The organism is Bradyrhizobium vignae (genome assembly GCF_004114425.1).
Taxonomy (GTDB): Bacteria; Pseudomonadota; Alphaproteobacteria; order Rhizobiales; family Xanthobacteraceae; genus Bradyrhizobium; species Bradyrhizobium vignae.
Map to the genome: position 1 here is coordinate 89,674 of NZ_RDQF01000012.1, position 17,759 is coordinate 107,432.

The 17,759-nt window shown below is 64.6% G+C and carries 15 protein-coding genes and 1 pseudogene; 10 read left to right on the plus strand and 6 right to left on the minus strand.

The features are described 5' to 3' along the window. Positions 1-131 precede the first annotated feature (131 nt). On the minus strand, positions 132-1,376 hold the full coding sequence (locus tag EAV90_RS13055; RefSeq protein ID WP_162500370.1) for an ABC transporter substrate-binding protein: 1,245 nt from the start codon (positions 1,374-1,376) through the stop codon (positions 132-134). Positions 1,377-1,465: 89 nt separating this feature from the next. Beyond that, positions 1,466-2,281 (minus strand): putative hydro-lyase, encoded by an 816-nt coding sequence (locus EAV90_RS13060; protein WP_129143554.1) that lies wholly within the window; start codon positions 2,279-2,281, stop codon positions 1,466-1,468. Positions 2,282-2,401: 120 nt separating this feature from the next. Here EAV90_RS13060 and EAV90_RS13065 point away from each other — a divergent pair, with 120 nt between their 5' ends. From EAV90_RS13065 to EAV90_RS13080, 4 genes are all read left to right on the plus strand, one after another. Further along, positions 2,402-3,319 carry a LysR family transcriptional regulator gene (locus EAV90_RS13065; protein WP_129143555.1) on the plus strand — a complete coding sequence of 306 codons (918 nt, stop codon included), beginning with the start codon at positions 2,402-2,404 and terminating at the stop codon, positions 3,317-3,319. Between the two features lie 124 nt (positions 3,320-3,443). Further along, on the plus strand, positions 3,444-4,694 hold the full coding sequence (locus tag EAV90_RS13070) for a Zn-dependent hydrolase (protein ID WP_129143556.1): 1,251 nt from the start codon (positions 3,444-3,446) through the stop codon (positions 4,692-4,694). A 12-nt stretch (positions 4,695-4,706) separates the two neighbouring features. Beyond that, positions 4,707-5,618: an NAD(P)-dependent oxidoreductase gene (locus EAV90_RS13075; RefSeq protein WP_122404276.1), complete on the plus strand. Its 912-nt coding sequence runs from the start codon at positions 4,707-4,709 to the stop codon at positions 5,616-5,618. An 11-nt stretch (positions 5,619-5,629) separates the two neighbouring features. Then, positions 5,630-6,703, plus strand: coding sequence for a malate/lactate/ureidoglycolate dehydrogenase (locus tag EAV90_RS13080; RefSeq protein ID WP_129143557.1), 1,074 nt, complete (start codon positions 5,630-5,632; stop codon positions 6,701-6,703). A 56-nt stretch (positions 6,704-6,759) separates the two neighbouring features. Here the strand turns inward: EAV90_RS13080 and EAV90_RS13085 are convergent, their stop codons facing one another. Continuing rightward, positions 6,760-7,833, minus strand: a complete 1,074-nt coding sequence (locus tag EAV90_RS13085) for a tartrate dehydrogenase (RefSeq protein WP_129143558.1) — start codon at positions 7,831-7,833, stop codon at positions 6,760-6,762. Between the two features lie 154 nt (positions 7,834-7,987). Between EAV90_RS13085 and EAV90_RS13090 the strand changes: the two genes are divergently transcribed. Together EAV90_RS13090 and EAV90_RS13095 are read left to right on the plus strand one after the other, a co-directional pair. Continuing rightward, positions 7,988-8,764 (plus strand): SDR family oxidoreductase, encoded by a 777-nt coding sequence (locus EAV90_RS13090; protein WP_129143559.1) that lies wholly within the window; start codon positions 7,988-7,990, stop codon positions 8,762-8,764. Between the two features lie 147 nt (positions 8,765-8,911). Then, a pseudogene (locus EAV90_RS13095) lies at positions 8,912-10,328 on the plus strand (amidase). A 165-nt stretch (positions 10,329-10,493) separates the two neighbouring features. Here the strand turns inward: EAV90_RS13095 and EAV90_RS13100 are convergent. Next, on the minus strand, positions 10,494-11,600 hold the full coding sequence (locus EAV90_RS13100; RefSeq protein WP_122404281.1) for an amino acid ABC transporter permease: 1,107 nt from the start codon (positions 11,598-11,600) through the stop codon (positions 10,494-10,496). Between the two features lie 2 nt (positions 11,601-11,602). Continuing rightward, positions 11,603-12,787, minus strand: a complete 1,185-nt coding sequence (locus tag EAV90_RS13105; RefSeq protein WP_129143560.1) for an amino acid ABC transporter permease — start codon at positions 12,785-12,787, stop codon at positions 11,603-11,605. 88 nt (positions 12,788-12,875) lie between these two features. On the opposite strand from EAV90_RS13105, the gene EAV90_RS13110 reads away from it, so the two are divergent. From EAV90_RS13110 to EAV90_RS13125, 4 genes are all read left to right on the plus strand, one after another. Further along, positions 12,876-13,748 carry a MurR/RpiR family transcriptional regulator gene (locus tag EAV90_RS13110; RefSeq protein ID WP_122404282.1) on the plus strand — a complete coding sequence of 291 codons (873 nt, stop codon included), beginning with the start codon at positions 12,876-12,878 and terminating at the stop codon, positions 13,746-13,748. Between the two features lie 3 nt (positions 13,749-13,751). After that, positions 13,752-15,101, plus strand: a complete 1,350-nt coding sequence (locus tag EAV90_RS13115) for an aspartate aminotransferase family protein (RefSeq protein WP_129143561.1) — start codon at positions 13,752-13,754, stop codon at positions 15,099-15,101. A gap of 12 nt (positions 15,102-15,113) precedes the next feature. Then, positions 15,114-16,124: an amino acid ABC transporter substrate-binding protein gene (locus EAV90_RS13120; RefSeq protein WP_129143562.1), complete on the plus strand. Its 1,011-nt coding sequence runs from the start codon at positions 15,114-15,116 to the stop codon at positions 16,122-16,124. Positions 16,125-16,265: 141 nt separating this feature from the next. Beyond that, positions 16,266-16,916, plus strand: coding sequence for an aspartate/glutamate racemase family protein (locus EAV90_RS13125; protein WP_122404285.1), 651 nt, complete (start codon positions 16,266-16,268; stop codon positions 16,914-16,916). Here EAV90_RS13125 and EAV90_RS13130 read toward each other — a convergent pair. Continuing rightward, positions 16,913-17,560: a TetR/AcrR family transcriptional regulator gene (locus EAV90_RS13130; RefSeq protein ID WP_122404286.1), complete on the minus strand. Its 648-nt coding sequence runs from the start codon at positions 17,558-17,560 to the stop codon at positions 16,913-16,915. The two genes, EAV90_RS13125 and EAV90_RS13130, sit on opposite strands and share 4 nt — an antisense overlap. Between the last annotated feature and the right edge of the window lie 199 nt (positions 17,561-17,759).

Sequence of the window (17,759 nt, forward strand, 5' to 3'; positions counted from 1 at the left end):
AGGAGGCCTTGCGACGAAGCAAATCCAGACTGTCTCCGTGGATCCATTTCTGGATTGCTTCGCTTCGCTCGCAATGACGTGCGGGGAGGCAGCTCTATTGGCTAAACTGCCAAATGCTTGCCCCCCAACACCTACTTCATCGGCCAGATCGCCTCGGCGATCGCGGCTTGCGGCGGGAAGATGGTGACGAACTTGCCGCCGACATATTGCAGCAGCACCGGGTCGGCGTCGTTGTTCTGGCCCATCTCGTCGAACTTGACGCGCTTCCAGGGCATGATGGTCTGCTCGCCCGGAATGTCGGTCGCCGCCAGCGCATCGCGGATCTTCTCGCCGTCGGTCGACTTGGCGCGGCTGATGGCGTCGGCGAGAATGATCAGGCCCATGAACTGGCGCGAGGTGAGGTCGTTGAAATCCTTGCCCGAGCGCGCCTTGAACATCTCGTTGATCTTGCCGACCATCGGGCGCTTCTGCGCGAGGTCGAGCGAGAAGGTGCCACGCGAGATCACGCCTTCGAGCTTGTCGCCGACGGCATCATAGAGCGCCTTCTCGGAGAAGCCGGCGTCCTGCGCCACGATTGCATTCGGCTTGTAGCCGAGCTCGGCCATGGTCTTGACCAAGAGGATGCCGTCGGTGGTGTAGCTCGAGGGCATCAGCACGTCCGCATTGGCGGTCTTGAGCTGCTGCACCTCGGCCGAGAGCGAGGGCGAGTTGGTGCGATACTTGATGTCGGTGACGATCTTGTAGCCGCGCTCACCGGCGATCTTGGTCTGGGCATTGCCGGAGTCGGTGCCGAAGATGGTGTCCTCGTGGAACAGCGACAGCGTCTCGATCTTGGCGCCCTTCTTCTTCATGGCGTCGAAGAAGTCGAACATCGCGGCCGAGTACATCTCGTCATGCGGCGCAGCGCGGAAGTAATATTTCAGGCCGCGGCGATGCAGGCTCGGCGAGGAGTTGTCGGCGGAAACGAACGGGACCTGATAGCGTTCGCAGATCTGGCTGACGGTGACGGCCACCGCGCTCTGATAGGTGCCGATGATGGCGCAGACCTTCTCTTGCGTGATCAGGCGCTCGGCCTCGGCGCGGCCCTTCTGCGGATCGGCCTGGTGGTCGGCGAACACGAGACGGATCTTCGCACCGCCGAGACCCGGCAGGCCCTCGCCCTTGGCCAGCGGCAGGTCGAAATCAGTGTCCTTGTTGATGACCTCGAGCGCAGTCTCATAGGCCTTCTGCGCGTCGACGCCCTGCTGCGCGCTGCCGCCGGAGAACGGATAGATCACGCCGATCACGACTTCCGAGGTCTGTGCGCGCGCTGCCAGCGGCACCAGAGCGGCAGTGGCGGTGGCTCCCAACAACACGTCGCGGCGAGTGATCGTCATGGCAATGTCCCCTGTTACTGAATTTCGGCCGATCGAATGAAGCGATTGATGGATTCGGTAAAGCCTGAAGAAGCGGCAAACGCTGCCCACTAAATCACGGCCATGGCCCTGTTCTTGAGATCCGTCACCAGCATCAAGCCGGGCGAATGCGTGATCGCGAATGGGAGCTTCGCGGCGTTGATCACCGATTGCGGCGTCACGCCACAGGCCCAGAACACCGGGATCTCGTCATCCGCGACGGGCACCGGATCGCCGTAGTCGGGCTTCGCAATGTCCTTGATACCGATCAGATGCGGATGGCCGAGATGCACGGGCGCGCCGTGCACGGCGGGATAGCGTGAGGTGATCTGCACCGCGCGGATCGCATCCGCCGGCTTGAAAGGACGCATCGACACCACCATGGGACCGGCGAACGGTCCCGCCTCACCACAGGCGATGTTGGTGCGATACATCGGCACGCGCACGTTCTTCTCGATGTGGCGGATCGGCATGCCCTCCTCCAGCAGCGCCTCCTCGAACGAGAAGGAGCAACCGAGCACGAAGGTCACGAGATCGTCGCGCCAATACTTGGACACATCGGTCGGCTCGTCAACGACTTCGCCGTCACGCCAGACGCGGTAGCGGGGAACGTCGGTGCGGATGTCGAGATCGGCGCCGAGCGATGGGATGAAAGGACTGCCGACCTCGGACATGCCGATGATCGGGCACGGCTTCGGATTGAGCTGGCAGAAGCGGTGAAAGGCGCCGGCATATTCCGCCGGCAGGATCGCCAGATTGCCCTGAACGTATCCGGGGGCGACGCCGGCCGTGGAGGCGACCAGCCCCGCGCGGTAGGCGAGCCGAGCCTTACGGCTCGGAAGGGCGTCGGGCGTTTCAGTTTGCTGCGCTGCCACCAAAACAGTCATGTGATCGACCTGCCTATAAACTCGACAAAGACAAGCCAACACCAAGCGTGCTATAAAGTCTAATCGTCGTTTCTAATCAATCTCGATAAATCTGATTTATCGACTAGGAAAATCCTTCCAATGCTGGACTTCAGGTCGATCGAGACGTTCCTATGGGTTGTGAAGCTCGGCAGCTTTCGTGGCGCCGCGCAAAGGCTCAACACCACCCAGCCGGCGATCTCCCAGCGCATCGCCCAGCTCGAACGCGAGATGGGCGTGAAGCTCCTGAACCGCGATCATCGCATCGCCTCGCCGACGCCGAGCGGCCGGCAAATGATGGTCTATGCGGAGAAGCTGATCGGCCTGCGCGCGCAGATGATGGCGGAGATCGGCGACCGCTCGGCGATGCGCGGGGTGATGCGGCTCGGCGTCGCCGAAACCATCGTGCACACCTGGCTGCCGCGGCTCGTGAAGAGCGTGAACGAGGTCTACCCGAACCTGTCGCTGGAGATCGAAGTCGACATCACGCCGAACCTGACCGCGCGCCTGCTCGCGCAGGAGATCGAGCTCGCTTTCGTGGTGGGGCCGTTGTCCGCCTCCGGTGTGCACAATCGCGTACTCGCCGATTATCCGATCGGCTTCCTCGCGAGCCCCTCGCTGGGGCTCGGCAATGGCCCGGTGACGCCGGCGGAGCTTGCGCGGTTTCCGATCATCACGTTCCCGCGCAAGACCAAGCCTTACGAAGTCGTGCGCGAGGTGTTCGACCGCCCGGAGCTGCCGCCGATCCGCCTGCATGCCTCCGCCTCACTGGCGACGGTCATCCATATGGCGGTCGAGGGACTCGGTATCGCCGTAATCCCCGACGCCATCGTCGAGAACGAGCTTGCCGACGGGCGGCTGCAACTGCTCGACACCGATCTTGCGATCGCGCCGCTGACCTTCACCGCGAGCTGGCTCGCCTCGCCCGACGTCGTCGCCGTGGAGCGCGTTGCCGAACTCGCACGGCAGATTGCGCAGAGCAGCCTCGCGGTTGACGCGCCCGCGCTGGCGCGTCATTGAAAAAGCGCCGGACAACCTTCAACGTCATTCCGGGCCGATGCGACAGCATCGACCCCGGAATCTCGAGATTCCGGGTTCGGCTCTTCGAGCCGCTCCCGAACGACAGCCAAAATGGACTGACCGCATGAGCCGAGCCGCCACCAATCTGCAAATCGATTCCGCCCGCCTGTGGGGCTCCATCCACGAGACTGCTCAATTCGGCGCGACCGCCAAGGGCGGTGTGCGGCGGCTGACGCTCAGCAGCGAAGACAAACAGGTGCGCGACTGGTTCCGCAAGGCCTGCGAGGATGCCGGCCTGGAGGTCCACGTCGACGCGCTTGGCTCGATATTCGGCCTGCGCAAGGGACGCGACATGTCGAAGCCGCCGGTCGGTATCGGCTCGCATCTCGACACCCAGCCGACCGGCGGCAAGTATGACGGCATTTTGGGAACGCTCGGCGCGCTGGAGGTAATCCGCACGCTGAACGATGCCGGCATCGAGACCGAGGCGCCGATCTGCGTCGTCAACTGGACCAACGAGGAAGGCTCGCGCTTCGCACCTGCGATGATGGCCTCTGCCGCCTATGTCGGCGACTTCACCACCGACGACATTTTGTCGCGCAAGGACGCCGAAGGCACGACCGTCGGCCAGGCGCTCGACAGCATCGGTTATCGCGGCGACAAGCCGGTCGGCTTCCAGAAGCTCGGCTGCTTCGTCGAATTGCACATCGAGCAGGGTCCAATTCTGGAAGCGGAGGGCAAGACCATCGGCGTGGTCGATTCCGGTCAGGGCGTATTGTGGTATGACGGCAAGATCTCCGGCTTCGAGAGCCATGCGGGTTCGACCCCGATGCTGCTGCGGCGCGATGCGCTGGCGACCTTGTCGGAGATCGTACTGGCGATGGAGTCCATCGCGAAGAAGCACGGACCGAACGCAGTCGGCACCATCGGCGAAGCCGTGATCGCAAACCCATCGCGCAACGTCATTCCCGGCGAGATCGCCTTCACCATGGACTGCCGCAGCGCGGATGACGCCATCATGGACGCGCTCGATCGCGATTTGCGCGCCTCGATTGGAGACATCGCCGCACGCCGCAAGGTCGAGGTCAAGATCGATCTAGTCTGGCGCAAGGCGCCGACGCATTTCGATCCGAAGCTGATTGCGGCAGTCGAGAACGCCGCGAAGACGCTCGGCTATTCCTCCCGCCGCATCACCTCCGGTGCCGGCCACGACGCCTGCAACCTCAACACCGTCATGCCGGCGGCGATGGTGTTCGTGCCCTGCAAGGACGGCATCAGCCACAACGAGCTCGAGGACGCCACGCAGGGCGACTGCGCCGCCGGCACCAACGTCCTCATGCATACCGTGCTGGCGATCGCCGGCGTCGCATCCTGACCGGAGAGAACCATGCGCGGAGTTTTCGTCGACGCCAATGAAACCCTCGCGGCGATCATGGAGCGGCTGAACAAGCCTGATGATCCCAAGGTCCGGATTAACCGGGATCCCGACATCAAGCCCGAGCAATACCCCGAGATCCTCGATGGCGCCGAGATCGCCATCGTCGACCACACCGCGCTGCCAACCGAGGTGGCAAAGAAATGCACCGGCTTGAAGCACGTCGTGTTCCTCGGCACCGGCGCGCGCAGCTACATGAACCCGGAGGAGCTCAGCGAGCTCGGCATCTCCGTCCATCTGATCAAGGGCTATGGCGACACGGCGGTCGCCGAATCCGCGATCGCGCTGATGTGGGCCTCGGCCCGCGTCATCGCGATGATGGACCGCGAGATGCGGGCCGGCAACTGGCTGCGCGAGGACGGCATGCAGCTCACCGGCAAGACCCTCGGCCTGATCGGCTTCGGCGGTATCGCCGCCGAGGTTGCGCGCATCGCGTCCGGCTCAGGCATGAAGGTGATCGCCTGGAACCGCTCGCCCAAGAGCCATCCCGGGGTCGAGTTCACCGATCTCGATACGGTGCTGGCCAGAAGCGACGTCGTGTCGCTGCATCTGCTGCTCAACGACGAGACCCGCGGCATGATCACGCGCGAGAGGATCTTTGCGATGAAGCGCGGTGTCATCCTCGTCAACACCGCCCGCGCCGCGATCGTCGACGAGGCCGCCATGATCGATGCGCTGAAATCCGGCCACATCCGCCATGCCGGCCTCGATGTCTTCAACATCGAGCCGTTGCCCGGCGATCATCCGCTGACGAAGCTGCCGAACGTGACGCTGTCGGCGCATTCCGCATTCCGCACGCCGGAAGCGAGCGAAAATCTGATTGAAGCGGCCTGGATCCACTGTCGCCGCATCGTGCAAGGATAAGAGCAACAACAATGGCCGACTATCGTATCATCAAGGCAGAGCCGCTCACCAACGCCATCCGCGCCATCGTCAAGGCCGGCGGCTCCTCGGACCGCGAAGCCGAGCTCGTGTCCACCAACCTCGTCGAGGCCAATCTGAAGGGACACGACTCCCACGGCGTCGGCATGATCCCGCGCTATGTCCAAAGCGTCACCAATGGCGGCCTCGCCGTGAACCAGCACGTCAAGATCGTGCTCGACACCGGTCCGCTCCTCACCCTCGACGGCCTCACCGGCTACGGCCAGGTGATCGGCCATGAAGCGATGGAGCTGGCGGCCGAGCGCGCCAAGCGCAACGGCGTGTGTCTCGTCGGCCTCTCCAACTCGCACCACATCGGCCGCATCGGCCACTGGGCCGAGCAGTGCATCGACCACGGGCTGGTGTCGATCCATTTCGTCAACGTGATCTCGCGTCCGATCGTGGCGCCCTGGGGCGGCAGCGATGCGCGCCACGGCACCAACCCGTTCTGCGTCGGCATTCCGCGCAGGGGCAAGAACCCCATCGTGCTCGACTTCGCCACCAGCAGGATCGCGCAGGGCAAGACCCGCGTCGCCCACAACAAGGGCGTCGAACTGGAGCCCGGCACCATCATCGACAATGAAGGCAAGCCCACGGTCAATCCGCGCTACACCGTGATTCCCCCGTACGGCGCCATCCTGCCGTTCGGCGAGCATAAGGGGTCGGGCCTCGCGTTGGTCTGCGAAATCCTCGGCGGCGCCCTCTCCGGCGGACAGGTGGTCAAGGGTCCGTCCGACGGCAAGTACAACGTCCTCAACGGCATGCTCTCGATCGTCATCGACCCGGGCAAGCTCGGCACCGGCGAAAATCTCGCGCGCGAAGTCGAGAGCTTCGTCGCCTGGCACACCGGCTCGCCGCCCGCACCCGGCGTCGACAAGGTCAGGATCGCCGGCGATCCCGAGCGCGAGACCAAGACGAAGCGCCTTGCCGAAGGCATTCCGATCGATCCGACCACTTGGCAGGAGATTCTAGAAGCCGGGAAGAAGTTCGGGCTGGATCAGGCGGCGATCGAGAAGATCGTGGGGTGATAAACTGTCGGACGCTGGCGCGTTCCGCCTTGGATGCGTGAACGCGCCAGAACAACTTAGTCCACCATATCCGCGACCGCCTTGCCGCAGGCCGTAGTATCGGCATTGCCGCCGAGGTCCTTGGTGCGGAGCGTGCGTTCGGCCAGCGTGCGCTCGATCGCCTCGACGATCGATTTGCCGGCTTCCTTCTCGCCGAGATGCTCGAACATCATCGCGCCGGACCAGATCATGCCAATCGGGTTGGCGATGCCCTGCCCCGCGATATCGGGCGCCGAGCCGTGAACAGGCTCGAACACCGAGGGGAAATCGCCCTCGGGATTGATGTTGCCGGACGGTGCGATGCCGATGGTGCCGGTGCAGGCCGGGCCGAGGTCGGAGAGGATGTCGCCGAACAGATTCGAGCCGACCACGACGTCGAACCAGTCCGGATGCAGCACGAAATTCGCCGTGAGAATGTCGATGTGGTACTTGTCCCACTTCACGCCCGGAAACTTCTTGGCCATCGCTTCCACGCGCTCGTCCCAATAGGGCATGGTGATCGAGATGCCGTTGGACTTGGTCGCCGAGGTCAGGTGCTTCTTCGGCCGCGACTGCGCGAGCTCGAAGGCGAACTTCAGGATACGGTCGACGCCGGTGCGGGTCATGACCGTCTGCTGCGTCACGAACTCGCGGTCGGTATCCGGGAACATGCGGCCGCCGACGGAGGAATATTCGCCTTCCGTGTTCTCGCGCACCACCCAGAAATCGATGTCGCCGGGCTTGCGACCCGCCAGCGGCGACGGCACGCCGGGCATCAGCCGCACCGGACGCAAATTCACGTACTGGTCGAACTCGCGGCGGAACTTGATCAAGGAGCCCCACAGCGAGACGTGATCCGGAATCTTGGCCGGCCAGCCGACCGCACCGAAATAGATCGCATCGTGCTTGCCGATCTTGTCCTTCCAGTCATCAGGCATCATCTGGCCGTGCTTCTCGTAATAGTCGTAGGACGAGAAATCGAAATGGTCGAAATGCACGGAGACGCCGTGCTTCTTGGCGGCCGCCTCCAGAACGCGCAGACCTTCCGGCATCACTTCCTTGCCGATGCCGTCGCCAGGAATGACTGCGATCCGGTATTGCTTCTTGCTCATCGATAACGTCCTTGGTTGGTCCGGCAGCCGCCGCGTTTTGACCGCACTGCAATGGACCAAACGCGGCGGCAGTGCAACGCTGCACTGCAATCTTGACCATGGCGCGGCCAAGCGCCTACTGATTTGATCCTGTTCCCACGAACGAGTACCCCTCATGGATCTGCATCTGCGTGGCAAGCGCGTCCTGATCACCGGCGCGTCCAAGGGCATCGGCGCAGCCGCCGCCGAGGCGTTCGCCGAGGAAGGCGCGCATCTCCTGCTGGCGGCCCGCAGCGGTGAGGCGCTGAACGCGCTGGCCGACCGCTTGCGCGCAGCGCACCAGATCGACGCCGCGACGAGCATCGTCGATCTGCGCAAGCAAGAGGACGTCGCGCGGCTGGCGAAAGAAGCTGCCGACGTCGACGTGCTCGTCAACAATGCCGGCGATATCCCCGGCGGCTCGATCGACAAGATCGACGAGGCGACCTGGCGGCACGCCTGGGAATTGAAGGTGTTCGGCTACATCAACCTCACGCGGCATATCTATGCGCAGATGAAGGCGAAGGGCGGCGGCGTCATCGTCAACGACATCGGCGCAGCGGGCGAGAAATTCGACGCAAACTACATCTGCGGCAGCGCCGGCAATGCGGCCCTGATGGCGTTCACACGTGCGCTCGGCGGCAAGAGCCTCGCTGACAACATCCGCGTCGTCGGCATCAATCCCGGGCCGGTCGGCACCGACCGCCACGTCACCCTGCTCAAGACACGGGCCAAGCACCAATTCGGCGACGAGAGTCGCTACAAAGAATTCCAGAAGAGCCTGCCGCTCGGCCGCCCCGCGCATGCGCGCGAGATCGGCGACCTCATGGCGTTCCTGGCGTCGGACCGCGCCGGCTACACGTCGGGCGTGATCTACACGGTGGACGGCGGCATCAGCGCGGGGTGGGGTTAACCGCCCCGAAATGATTTAGGCACCGTCGTTCCGGGGCGATGCAAGAGCAGCGAACCATGGTGCAGTTGCGCACCTGAGAACCCTCGAGATTCCGGGTTCGCCCTTCGGGCGCCCCGGAATGACGATCCAGAGGTAGGAGTAAGATAGTTGTCTCAAGACCTGATCCGCGAAACCGCCTGCACCGTCGTCGACAAGCTGCGCTCCGGCGACGTCTCGCCGCTCGAGCTCCTGGATGTACTGGAGAAGCGCATCGCTGAGGTTGACGGCAAGGTCAACGCGCTGCCGATACTGTGCTTCGATCGCGCGCGCGAGAGTGCGAAGACGCTGATGCAGAAGCCGGCCGGTGCGCGCGGGCTGCTCGCAGGCCTGCCGGTGCCGATCAAGGACCTGACCGACGTCGCGGGCGTACTGAACAGAGGGCTCGCCGATCTTCAAGGACAACATCCCCGCGAAATCCGACCTCATGGTCGAGAACCTCGAGGCCAACGGCGCCCTCGTCTACGCCAAGTCGAACACGCCGGAATTCGGCGCCGGCGCCAACACCTTCAACGAGGTGTTCGGCGCGACACTCAATCCCTGGAATACGACGAAATCGGCAGCGGGATCGTCCGGCGGCGCGGCGGTGGCGCTTGCGACCGGCATGGCCTGGCTGGCACAGGGCTCCGACATGGGCGGGTCCTTGCGCAGCCCGGCTAGCTTCTGCGGCATCGTCGGCATGCGGCCGAGCATCGGCCGCGTCGCGCATACGCCGAAGGCGGGTATCGATCGCAATCTCGGCGTGCAGGGCCCGATGGCGCGCAACGTCGAGGACCTCGCGCTTCTGCTCGATGCCATGAGCGGCGACTACGCCGACGATCCGCTGTCACTGCCGGCGCCCGCAACCTCGTTCCTGACATCCGCGCGCGCAGGCAAGAAGCCGAAGCGTATCGCCTATTCGCCCGATCTCGGCATCACCCCGGTCGATCCCGAAGTGAAAGCGATTACGCGCAAAGCGGCGGAACGCTTTGCCGAAGCCGGCGCGATCGTCGAGGAGGCGCATCCAGATTGGCGCGAGGCGCATGAATGCTTCCACGTGCTGCGCGCCTTCGATTTCGCGATCAGCAAGGCCAATCTGCTACGCACCAGGCGGGACCTGCTCAAGCCTGAGGTGATCTGGAACATCGAGGAAGGCCTCAAGCTCACGGTCGATCGGCTGGCGCGCGCCGAGGAGCAACGCGTCGGTATGACCGCGCGCGCGGTCGAATTCTTCAAGACCTACGATCTGCTGCTGACACCGACGACGATCGTGCCGCCCTTCCCGATCGAACATCGCTATGTCGCCGAATGCGCCGGCAAGAGGTTCGAGAGCTACATCGAGTGGCTCGGCATCGTCTACGCCATCACGCTGGCCTGCTGCCCGTCGCTGTCGCTGCCGTGCGGCTTCACGGCATCAGGCTTGCCCGTCGGCGTGCAGGTGGTCGGCGCCCCCCGCGCCGACGCGCAGGTGATCGCCGGCGCGAAGGTGCTGGAGGATATTCTGGACCTTCGCGCCACGACGCCGATTGATCCAAAGGTGAAGCGGTAACCTCGTGCTCCGGGCGCAGCGCAGCGTCCCGGGCGGTGCGAAGGATCGTCCGGTGCGGTGCGCTGCAGAGCCGGGGCCCATCTCTCCGCGAGCTCCCGTGAATTCCTGGGTCCCGGCTCTCCGGCGCAGCGCTGGCGCGCTGCACCTCGTCCGGGACACGAGACCTCATCTCCCGCTCCTTGCCTCCAGGCTCCGGCTGTAGCGCGACATCGCAAAGCAAAAGACAAAGTAGATCGCGGCGACGAAGACGTAGACCTCGACCGAGAACTGCTGCCAGGCCGGATCGATGATCGCGGTCTTGGCCGTCGTCAGCAGATCGAAGATGCCGATGATCAGCACGAGGCTGGTGTCCTTGAAGAAGGCGATGAAGGTGTTGACCAGCGGCGGGATGACGTGGCGGATCGCTTGCGGCAGGACGATGAGCCGGTGCTTGCGCCAGTAGGACAGGCCCAGCGCGTCGGCGGCTTCATATTGCCCGCGCGGCACCGCCTGAAGCCCGCCGCGGATCACTTCGGCGAGGTAGGCGCCGGCGAACAGGATGATCGCGATCTGTGCGCGCAGCAGTTTGTCGATGTTGAATCCGGCGGGCATGAATAGCGGAAACATCACGCTCGCCATGAACAGCAGGCTCACCAGCGGCACGCCGCGGATCAGCTCGACATAGAGCACGCTGAGCGAGCGGATGGCCGGCAGCTTCGAGCGACGGCCGAGCGCGACCAGGATGCCGAGCGGGAAGCCGAAGGCGAGACCGAACGTCGCCAGGATCAGCGTCACCGGCAGTCCGCCCCAGCGGTCTTGCGAAACGAAGGACAGTCCGAGCACGCCGCCCCACATCAGCACGCTGATCAGCGCCAGCGCACCGATCCAGAGATAGACAAGCTCGCGCCGCCACAGTGCGCGGCGGGTCGAGAGGTAGTACAGCACGATGAACAGCCCGACTGATAGCGCTGGCCGCCACTGCTCGTCGAATGGATAGGTGCCGAACAGGATGAAGCGATATTTCTCGGGGATGATCGCCCAGCAGGCACCGACGCCACGCACTGCGCGGCAGGCGCTGGAATCGTTCGGCGGCGTCAGCCAGACCGCGTTCGCCATGCCCCATTGCACGAAGCTGAAGATGCCCTTGGCGAGCAGCGCCAGCAGCACGACCGTGATGATGCCGTTCGGGATCGAGGAGAACAGATTGGTGCGCAGCCAGCGCAGCACCGGATTGCCTATCTGCGGACGGCGGGCGGCGCGCGGGGCGTCCGGAATCTCCGTGATTGCGGTCATGATCAGCGCTCCACCAGCGCGATGCGCGCATTGTACCAGTTCATGAAGAAGCTGATCGAAAGGCTGATGGTCAGGAACACCGCCATGATCAGGGCGATGGCTTCGATCGCCTGCCCGGTCTGGTTCAGCGTGGTGTTGGCAATCGAGACCACGTCCTGGTATCCGATCGCGACCGCGAGCGAGGAGTTCTTGGTCAGATTGAGATACTGGCTCGTCATCGGCGGCACGATGACGCGGAGCGCCTGCGGCAGGATGATCTGCCGCAGCATGAAGCTGCGACGCAGGCCGAGCGCGTTGGCGGCATCCCATTGGCCGCGCGGCACCGACTGGATGCCGCTGCGGACGATCTCGGCGATGAAGGCCGAGGTGTAGGTGACGAGCGCGATCAGCAGCGCGAAATATTCCGGCGCGAGCGTCAGCCCGCCAACGAAGTTGAAGCCGCGCAGCTGCGGCCATTCGATCGACCAGGACACGCCGAGCGCGAGCGAGACCGCCACCGGCATCACGACGATGAGGCCGAGCGCAAACGGCCAGGCCGGCCGCGGCCTTCCGTCGCGCATCTGCTGCGCGACCAGCCATCGCCGAATGACATAGGACACCGCGCAACCCAATACCGCAGCGCCGAGCACCGCGAGTTGCGGCGGACCGAACGGGATCGCCGGCAGGATCAGGCCGCGATTGGAGAGGAACACGCCCTCGACGGGTCGCCAGGCGGCGCGTGCAGCCGGCAAGGCCTGCATCAGCACGTACCAAAACAGGAGCTGAAGCAGCAGCGGGATATCGCGGAGCGTTTCGACATAGACGGCGGCGAGCCGCGACAGCAGCCAGTTGGCCGACAGCCGCGAGATCCCGATCAACGTGCCCAAGATCGTCGCAAGGACGATGCCGATCACCGCGACGCGCAAGGTGTTGGCGATGCCGACGACGAACGCCCAGAAATAGGTGTCCCTCGGATTGTAGGCGAGCAGGCTGTCGGCAATGGGCATGCCGGCCTCGCGGCCCAGAAAGGCGAAGCCAGTCGTGATGCGCCGGGCCGAGAGATTGGTGACGGTGTTGGACCAGAGGAAGACGATCACTGCGACCGCGATGCCGACCACCAGGACCTGCCAGAACAGGCCCTCCAATTCGTTCCGCCCAAGCGCGAACAGGCGGCGGCGCGGCGGCGGTCTGGGATGATCGGCAGTCACAGCACAAAAATCCTTCTCAAAATGCAGCGATTTCCGGCGGCGCACGTCAAGTGTTGCACCAAACCCCGTTTCATGCAACAAATGTTTCATGGCTGAGCCCGCGAAATCCTCGCCCTTGAGCGAACTGCGCATCGCGTTGCCATCGCTGCCGATGCGGCTGCAGGAGGTCGGGCGCTTCGTCGCGGCCAATGACTATGACGCCACCACCCGCTCAATGCGCGATCTCGCGGCAGAGGCCGGCGCCGATCCAGCCGCGTTCACGCGGCTTGCCAAGGCGATCGGCTATTCTGGCTGGGACGAACTGCGTGCGGCGCTGACCGAGGCACGGCGGCCGTCGCAGACCGCGCCCTTCTCCGGGCGCACAAAAGGCCGTCGCCATGGGCCGAACGCCGATGTCGCACTTGTCATCGACAAGCTCGAGGCCGAGGCCGCCGGCCTTCCGCGCATTCCAGCGCAACTCATTGCAGAAGCGGCGCGCGCGCTGCACGATGCCAAGCGGATCTGGATCGCAGGTTATCGAAGCTGCCGCAGCGTTGCGGAGCTCCTGAATTACGAGCTGCGACTGTTCCGCCCCGAGCAGGTGCAGCTCGTCGGCGCATCCGGTCCCGACGATCTCGATCTCGGCGCCTTCCGTCCCGGCGAAGCCGTCATCGTGATCGGCTTCCTGCCTTACACACATGCGAGCGTCCGCGTCGCGCAAGCCGCTCATCGCAGTGGCGCAACGCTGATCGCGATTGCGGACAGTCTCGCAGCGCCGATGGCCGAGGGCGCCGACCACGTGCTGCTGTTCGAAGCAGCCTCATCGCCCGGCTTCTTCCCGAGCCTCACCGGCGCCATCGCGATCGCCCAGTCGCTCGCTGCGGTGATGTTCTCGCTCGGCGGTACGGCCGCCAAAAAACGTCTGGAGAATACCGAGGCGCGGCTTGCTGCGGCCTCGACTTACGTCTCGGAGAAAGGTTGATCCATGAGTACTCGCACCAGCCGCGTGCTGCATCGCTCGCTACGCGAGACGCCGCCGAAGGCGATTGGCGGCGAAGGCGTTTATCTCTTCGCCGAGGACGGGCGCCGCATCATCGACGCCTCCGGCGGGGCGGCGGTCTCCTGCCTCGGCCATCAGCATCCGCGCGTGGTCGCGGCGATGGCAAAGCAGGCCTCCACTCTCGCCTATGCGCATACTGCTTTCTTCTCCTCCGAGCCGGCAGAAGCACTTGCCGAAACGCTGGTGGGACACGAGCCCGGCGGCCTCGCCTACGCCTATTTCGTCAGCGGCGGGTCGGAGGCGATCGAAGCCAGCATCAAGCTGGCGCGGCAATATTTCATCGAGCGCGGCGAGCCGCAGCGGCAGCACTTCATCGCCCGGCGGCAGAGCTATCACGGCAACACGCTCGGCGCGCTCGCCGCCGGCGGCAATGCCTGGCGCCGCGCACCCTATGCGCCGCTGCTCTCGACCGCTTTCAGTCACGTGACGCCGGCCTTCGCCTACCACGAGAAGCGCGAGAGCGAGTCGGATGCGCAGTTCGTCGCACGGCTCGCCGCCGAGCTCGAAGTCGAGTTTCAGCGGCTCGGCCCCGACACCGTGGCGGCATTCCTCGCCGAGCCCGTCGTCGGCGCCACCGCCGGCGCCGTGACCGCACCGGACGGCTACTTCAAAGCCGTGCGCGAGATCTGCGATCGCCACGGCGCTCTGCTGATCCTCGACGAGGTGATGTGCGGCATGGGCCGCACCGGCACGACGCATGCCTGGGAGCAGGAGGGCGTGGCGCCTGATATCCAGGCGATCGCGAAGGGGCTCGGCGGCGGCTATCAGCCGATCGGTGCGATGCTCGCAAGCGGCAAGATCATCGACACCATCCGTTCGGGCTCGGGCGCATTCCAGCACGGCCACACTTATCTCGCGCACCCCCTCGCCTGCGCGGCCGCGCTCGCGGTGCAGGATGTGATCCGCGAGGACGGTCTGCTCGAGCAAGTCAAGGAGCGCGGCCGGCAGCTCGAGCAGCGCCTGACCGAACGTTTCGGCAATCACCGCCATGTCGGCGACATCAGGGGCCGCGGCCTGTTCTGGGCGATCGAGCTCGTCGCCGATCGCGCGACGCGCGCCTCCTTCGATCCAGCGCTCAAGCTGCACCAGAAGATCAAGGCCGAAGCCTTCGCCGGCGGGCTCGGCTGCTATCCGGGCGGCGGCACCGTTGACGGTGTGCGCGGCGACCACGTGCTGCTGGCGCCGCCCTATATCGCATCAGTCGACGAGATCGACCTGATCGTCGACAAGCTCGGCACCGCCGTCGATAACGTGTTGCGTAGCATCAATCACTGAGGGGAGAGTAGTATGAGGAAAGTGGTTATCGCAGCGAGCGTGCTCGCAGCATCAACGGTGATGGCGTCGGCGGCGACGCTCGACACGGTGAAGAGCCGCGGCACGCTGGTCTGCGGCGTCAGCGCCGGGTTCGCCGGCTTCTCCGCGCCGGACTCGCAAGGCAACTACAAGGGTCTCGACGTCGACTATTGCCGCGCGCTTGCCGCCGGCGTGCTCGGTGACCCCAACAAGGTGCGCTACGTCTCGCTGACGGCCCAGAACCGCTTCACCGCGCTGCAATCAGGCGAGATCGACGTGCTGTACCGCAACTCGACGCAGACCTACTTGCGCGGCGTGACGTTGGGCCTGCGCCAGGGCCCGATCAACTTCTACGACGGCCAGGGTTTTGTCGTGAAGAAGGACCTCGGCGTGAAGGAGCTGAAGGACCTCAAGGGCGCCACCGTCTGCGTCGCGCAAGGCACCACGCACGAGGTCACGCTCGGCGATTACGGCCGAGCCAACGGCATCGACTGGAAGCCGCTGGTGTTCGATCGCGTCGACACCATGTACCAGACCTTTTTCGGCGGCCGCTGCGATGCCATGACCCAGGACGCTTCCGCACTCGCCGGCGCGGTGATTACGGCGGCGCCGAACCCGGCCGACTACGTCGTGCTGCCGCAGACCATCAGCAAGGAGCCGCTCGGCCCCTTCACCCGCAACGGTGACGAAGTCTGGAGCGACATCATCACCTGGTTGCACTACGGCCTGATCGAGGCCGAGGAGCTCGGGGTCACGCAGGCCAATGTCGAGGAGATGACGAAGTCGCAGACGCCGGCGATCCAGCGCCTGCTGGGCACCTCGGGCGACCTCGGCTCGCGACTCGGGCTCGACAACAAATGGCTGGCCACGGCGATCAAGGCCACCGGCAACTACGGCGAGATCTATGAGCGCAACGTCGGCAAGGCGAGCCCGCTCAAGCTCGATCGCGGGCTCAATGGCCTCTGGAGCAAGGGCGGCCTGATGTACGCCATTCCGTTCAAGTAGATATTGATCGTGTCCCGGACGCGCTGCAGTGCAACGCTCCTGCGCAGAGCCGGGACCCAGCAGCGACAATGGACCCCGGCTCCGGAGCGCAGTGCTGCGCATTGCGCTCCGTCCGGGGCACGGAACCAGTAGATACGTTCAATGGCAACGCCCCCTCGCATCGCCCTGATCCACGCCCTCAAGCATTCCATCGCCCCGATCGAAGCGGCGTTTGCAAAGGCGTGGCCCGAGGCGCGGCTGATGAACCTGCTCGATGACAGCCTGTCGGCGGACCTGGCGCGCGACGGTTCGCTCAGCGACACCATGACCGATCGCTTCCTCGCGCTCGGCGATTACGCAGCGGCGACGGGAGCGGATGGAATCTTGTTCACTTGCTCCGCTTTCGGCCCCTGCATCGAGGCGGTGGCGCGCGCGCATGCATCGATGCCGGTGCTCAAGCCGAACGAGGCCATGATCGAGCGCGCGGTGACGATGGGCCAGCGCATCGGCCTGCTCTCGACTTTTCCGCCGACGCTGGTCTCGATGCCGCCGGAATTTCCGACCTCCGTCCAAATCGTTCCGAAACTCGCCGAGGGCGCGTTGGCTGCGCTCGACCGCGGCGACCGCGCCACACATGACCGGCTGATTGCGGAGGCTTCAAGGGAGCTGCGCGATTGCGACGTCGTCGCACTGGCGCAGTTCAGCATTGCGGCAACGGCGCCGCTGGTCGCGGAGGCAACCGGTCGCCCTGTCGTGACGACGCCGGACAGCGCGGTCGACAAGCTGATGAGACTGCTGAAGGCGAAGGCTTAAGCGCCAGCCCTTTTTCGACGCTGGACGTCCTTGATCGCGACCGCAAGCGCAGCCTTCGTCTCGTGGACGAAATCCTCGACCAGCTCCTCGCGCGTGGCATGCGCCGCCTCGCCGGTGAACAAGCCCTGCTCGGCCAGCATCACCACACCGTGGAGCGCCGCCCAGATCTTGAGCGCCTGCCGTTCACGCAAGTAGCCGACAGCGGGCGCTTCCAAAGCTTCGATCACGAGCGCAAAGGTCTCCCGTGTCGCCTCGTGCAGCTCGCTGCCCTTGGCCGCACAGGACACCGTGCGCGAAGCGAACATCAATCGGTAGATGCCATTTCGGCGCAGACCGAAATCGAGTGTCGCCTGCGCGAGCCGCGAGAGTTTCGACTGCTTCGACGGCTTTGCCATTGCCTCGCGTAGAAGCGCCGAGAGCTGCCGGAATGCCTCCGCGGTGACTGCCGCGAGCAGCGCCTCGCGGTCGGCAAAATGCCGGTATGGCGCCGGCTGCGAGACACCGAGCTTCTTTGCAAGCGCCTTGATGCTGATCGCCTCGGCGCCACCCTGCTCTGCTTCGTGCAGCGCAGCCTTGATCAACGCATCGCGAAGATCGCCATGGTGGTAGGTCTTCACGGGCTTGCGGGCGAGTTTTGAGTGCATGTTGAGGCGAAGCCTATATGGTCCGTCAGGCAATTACCGAGAATATCATTGCAGCACTTTCAGACATTTAGTTTCCCCGTCGATTGCGAAACTTACCAAGCAAAAAGTGCGGGATAAAGCGACAAGTCGAGCAAAACGTGCGAAAGGATTCTCATTCTGTATCCATACGCGACTTCGATGTGGGATTGCACGTTCAACG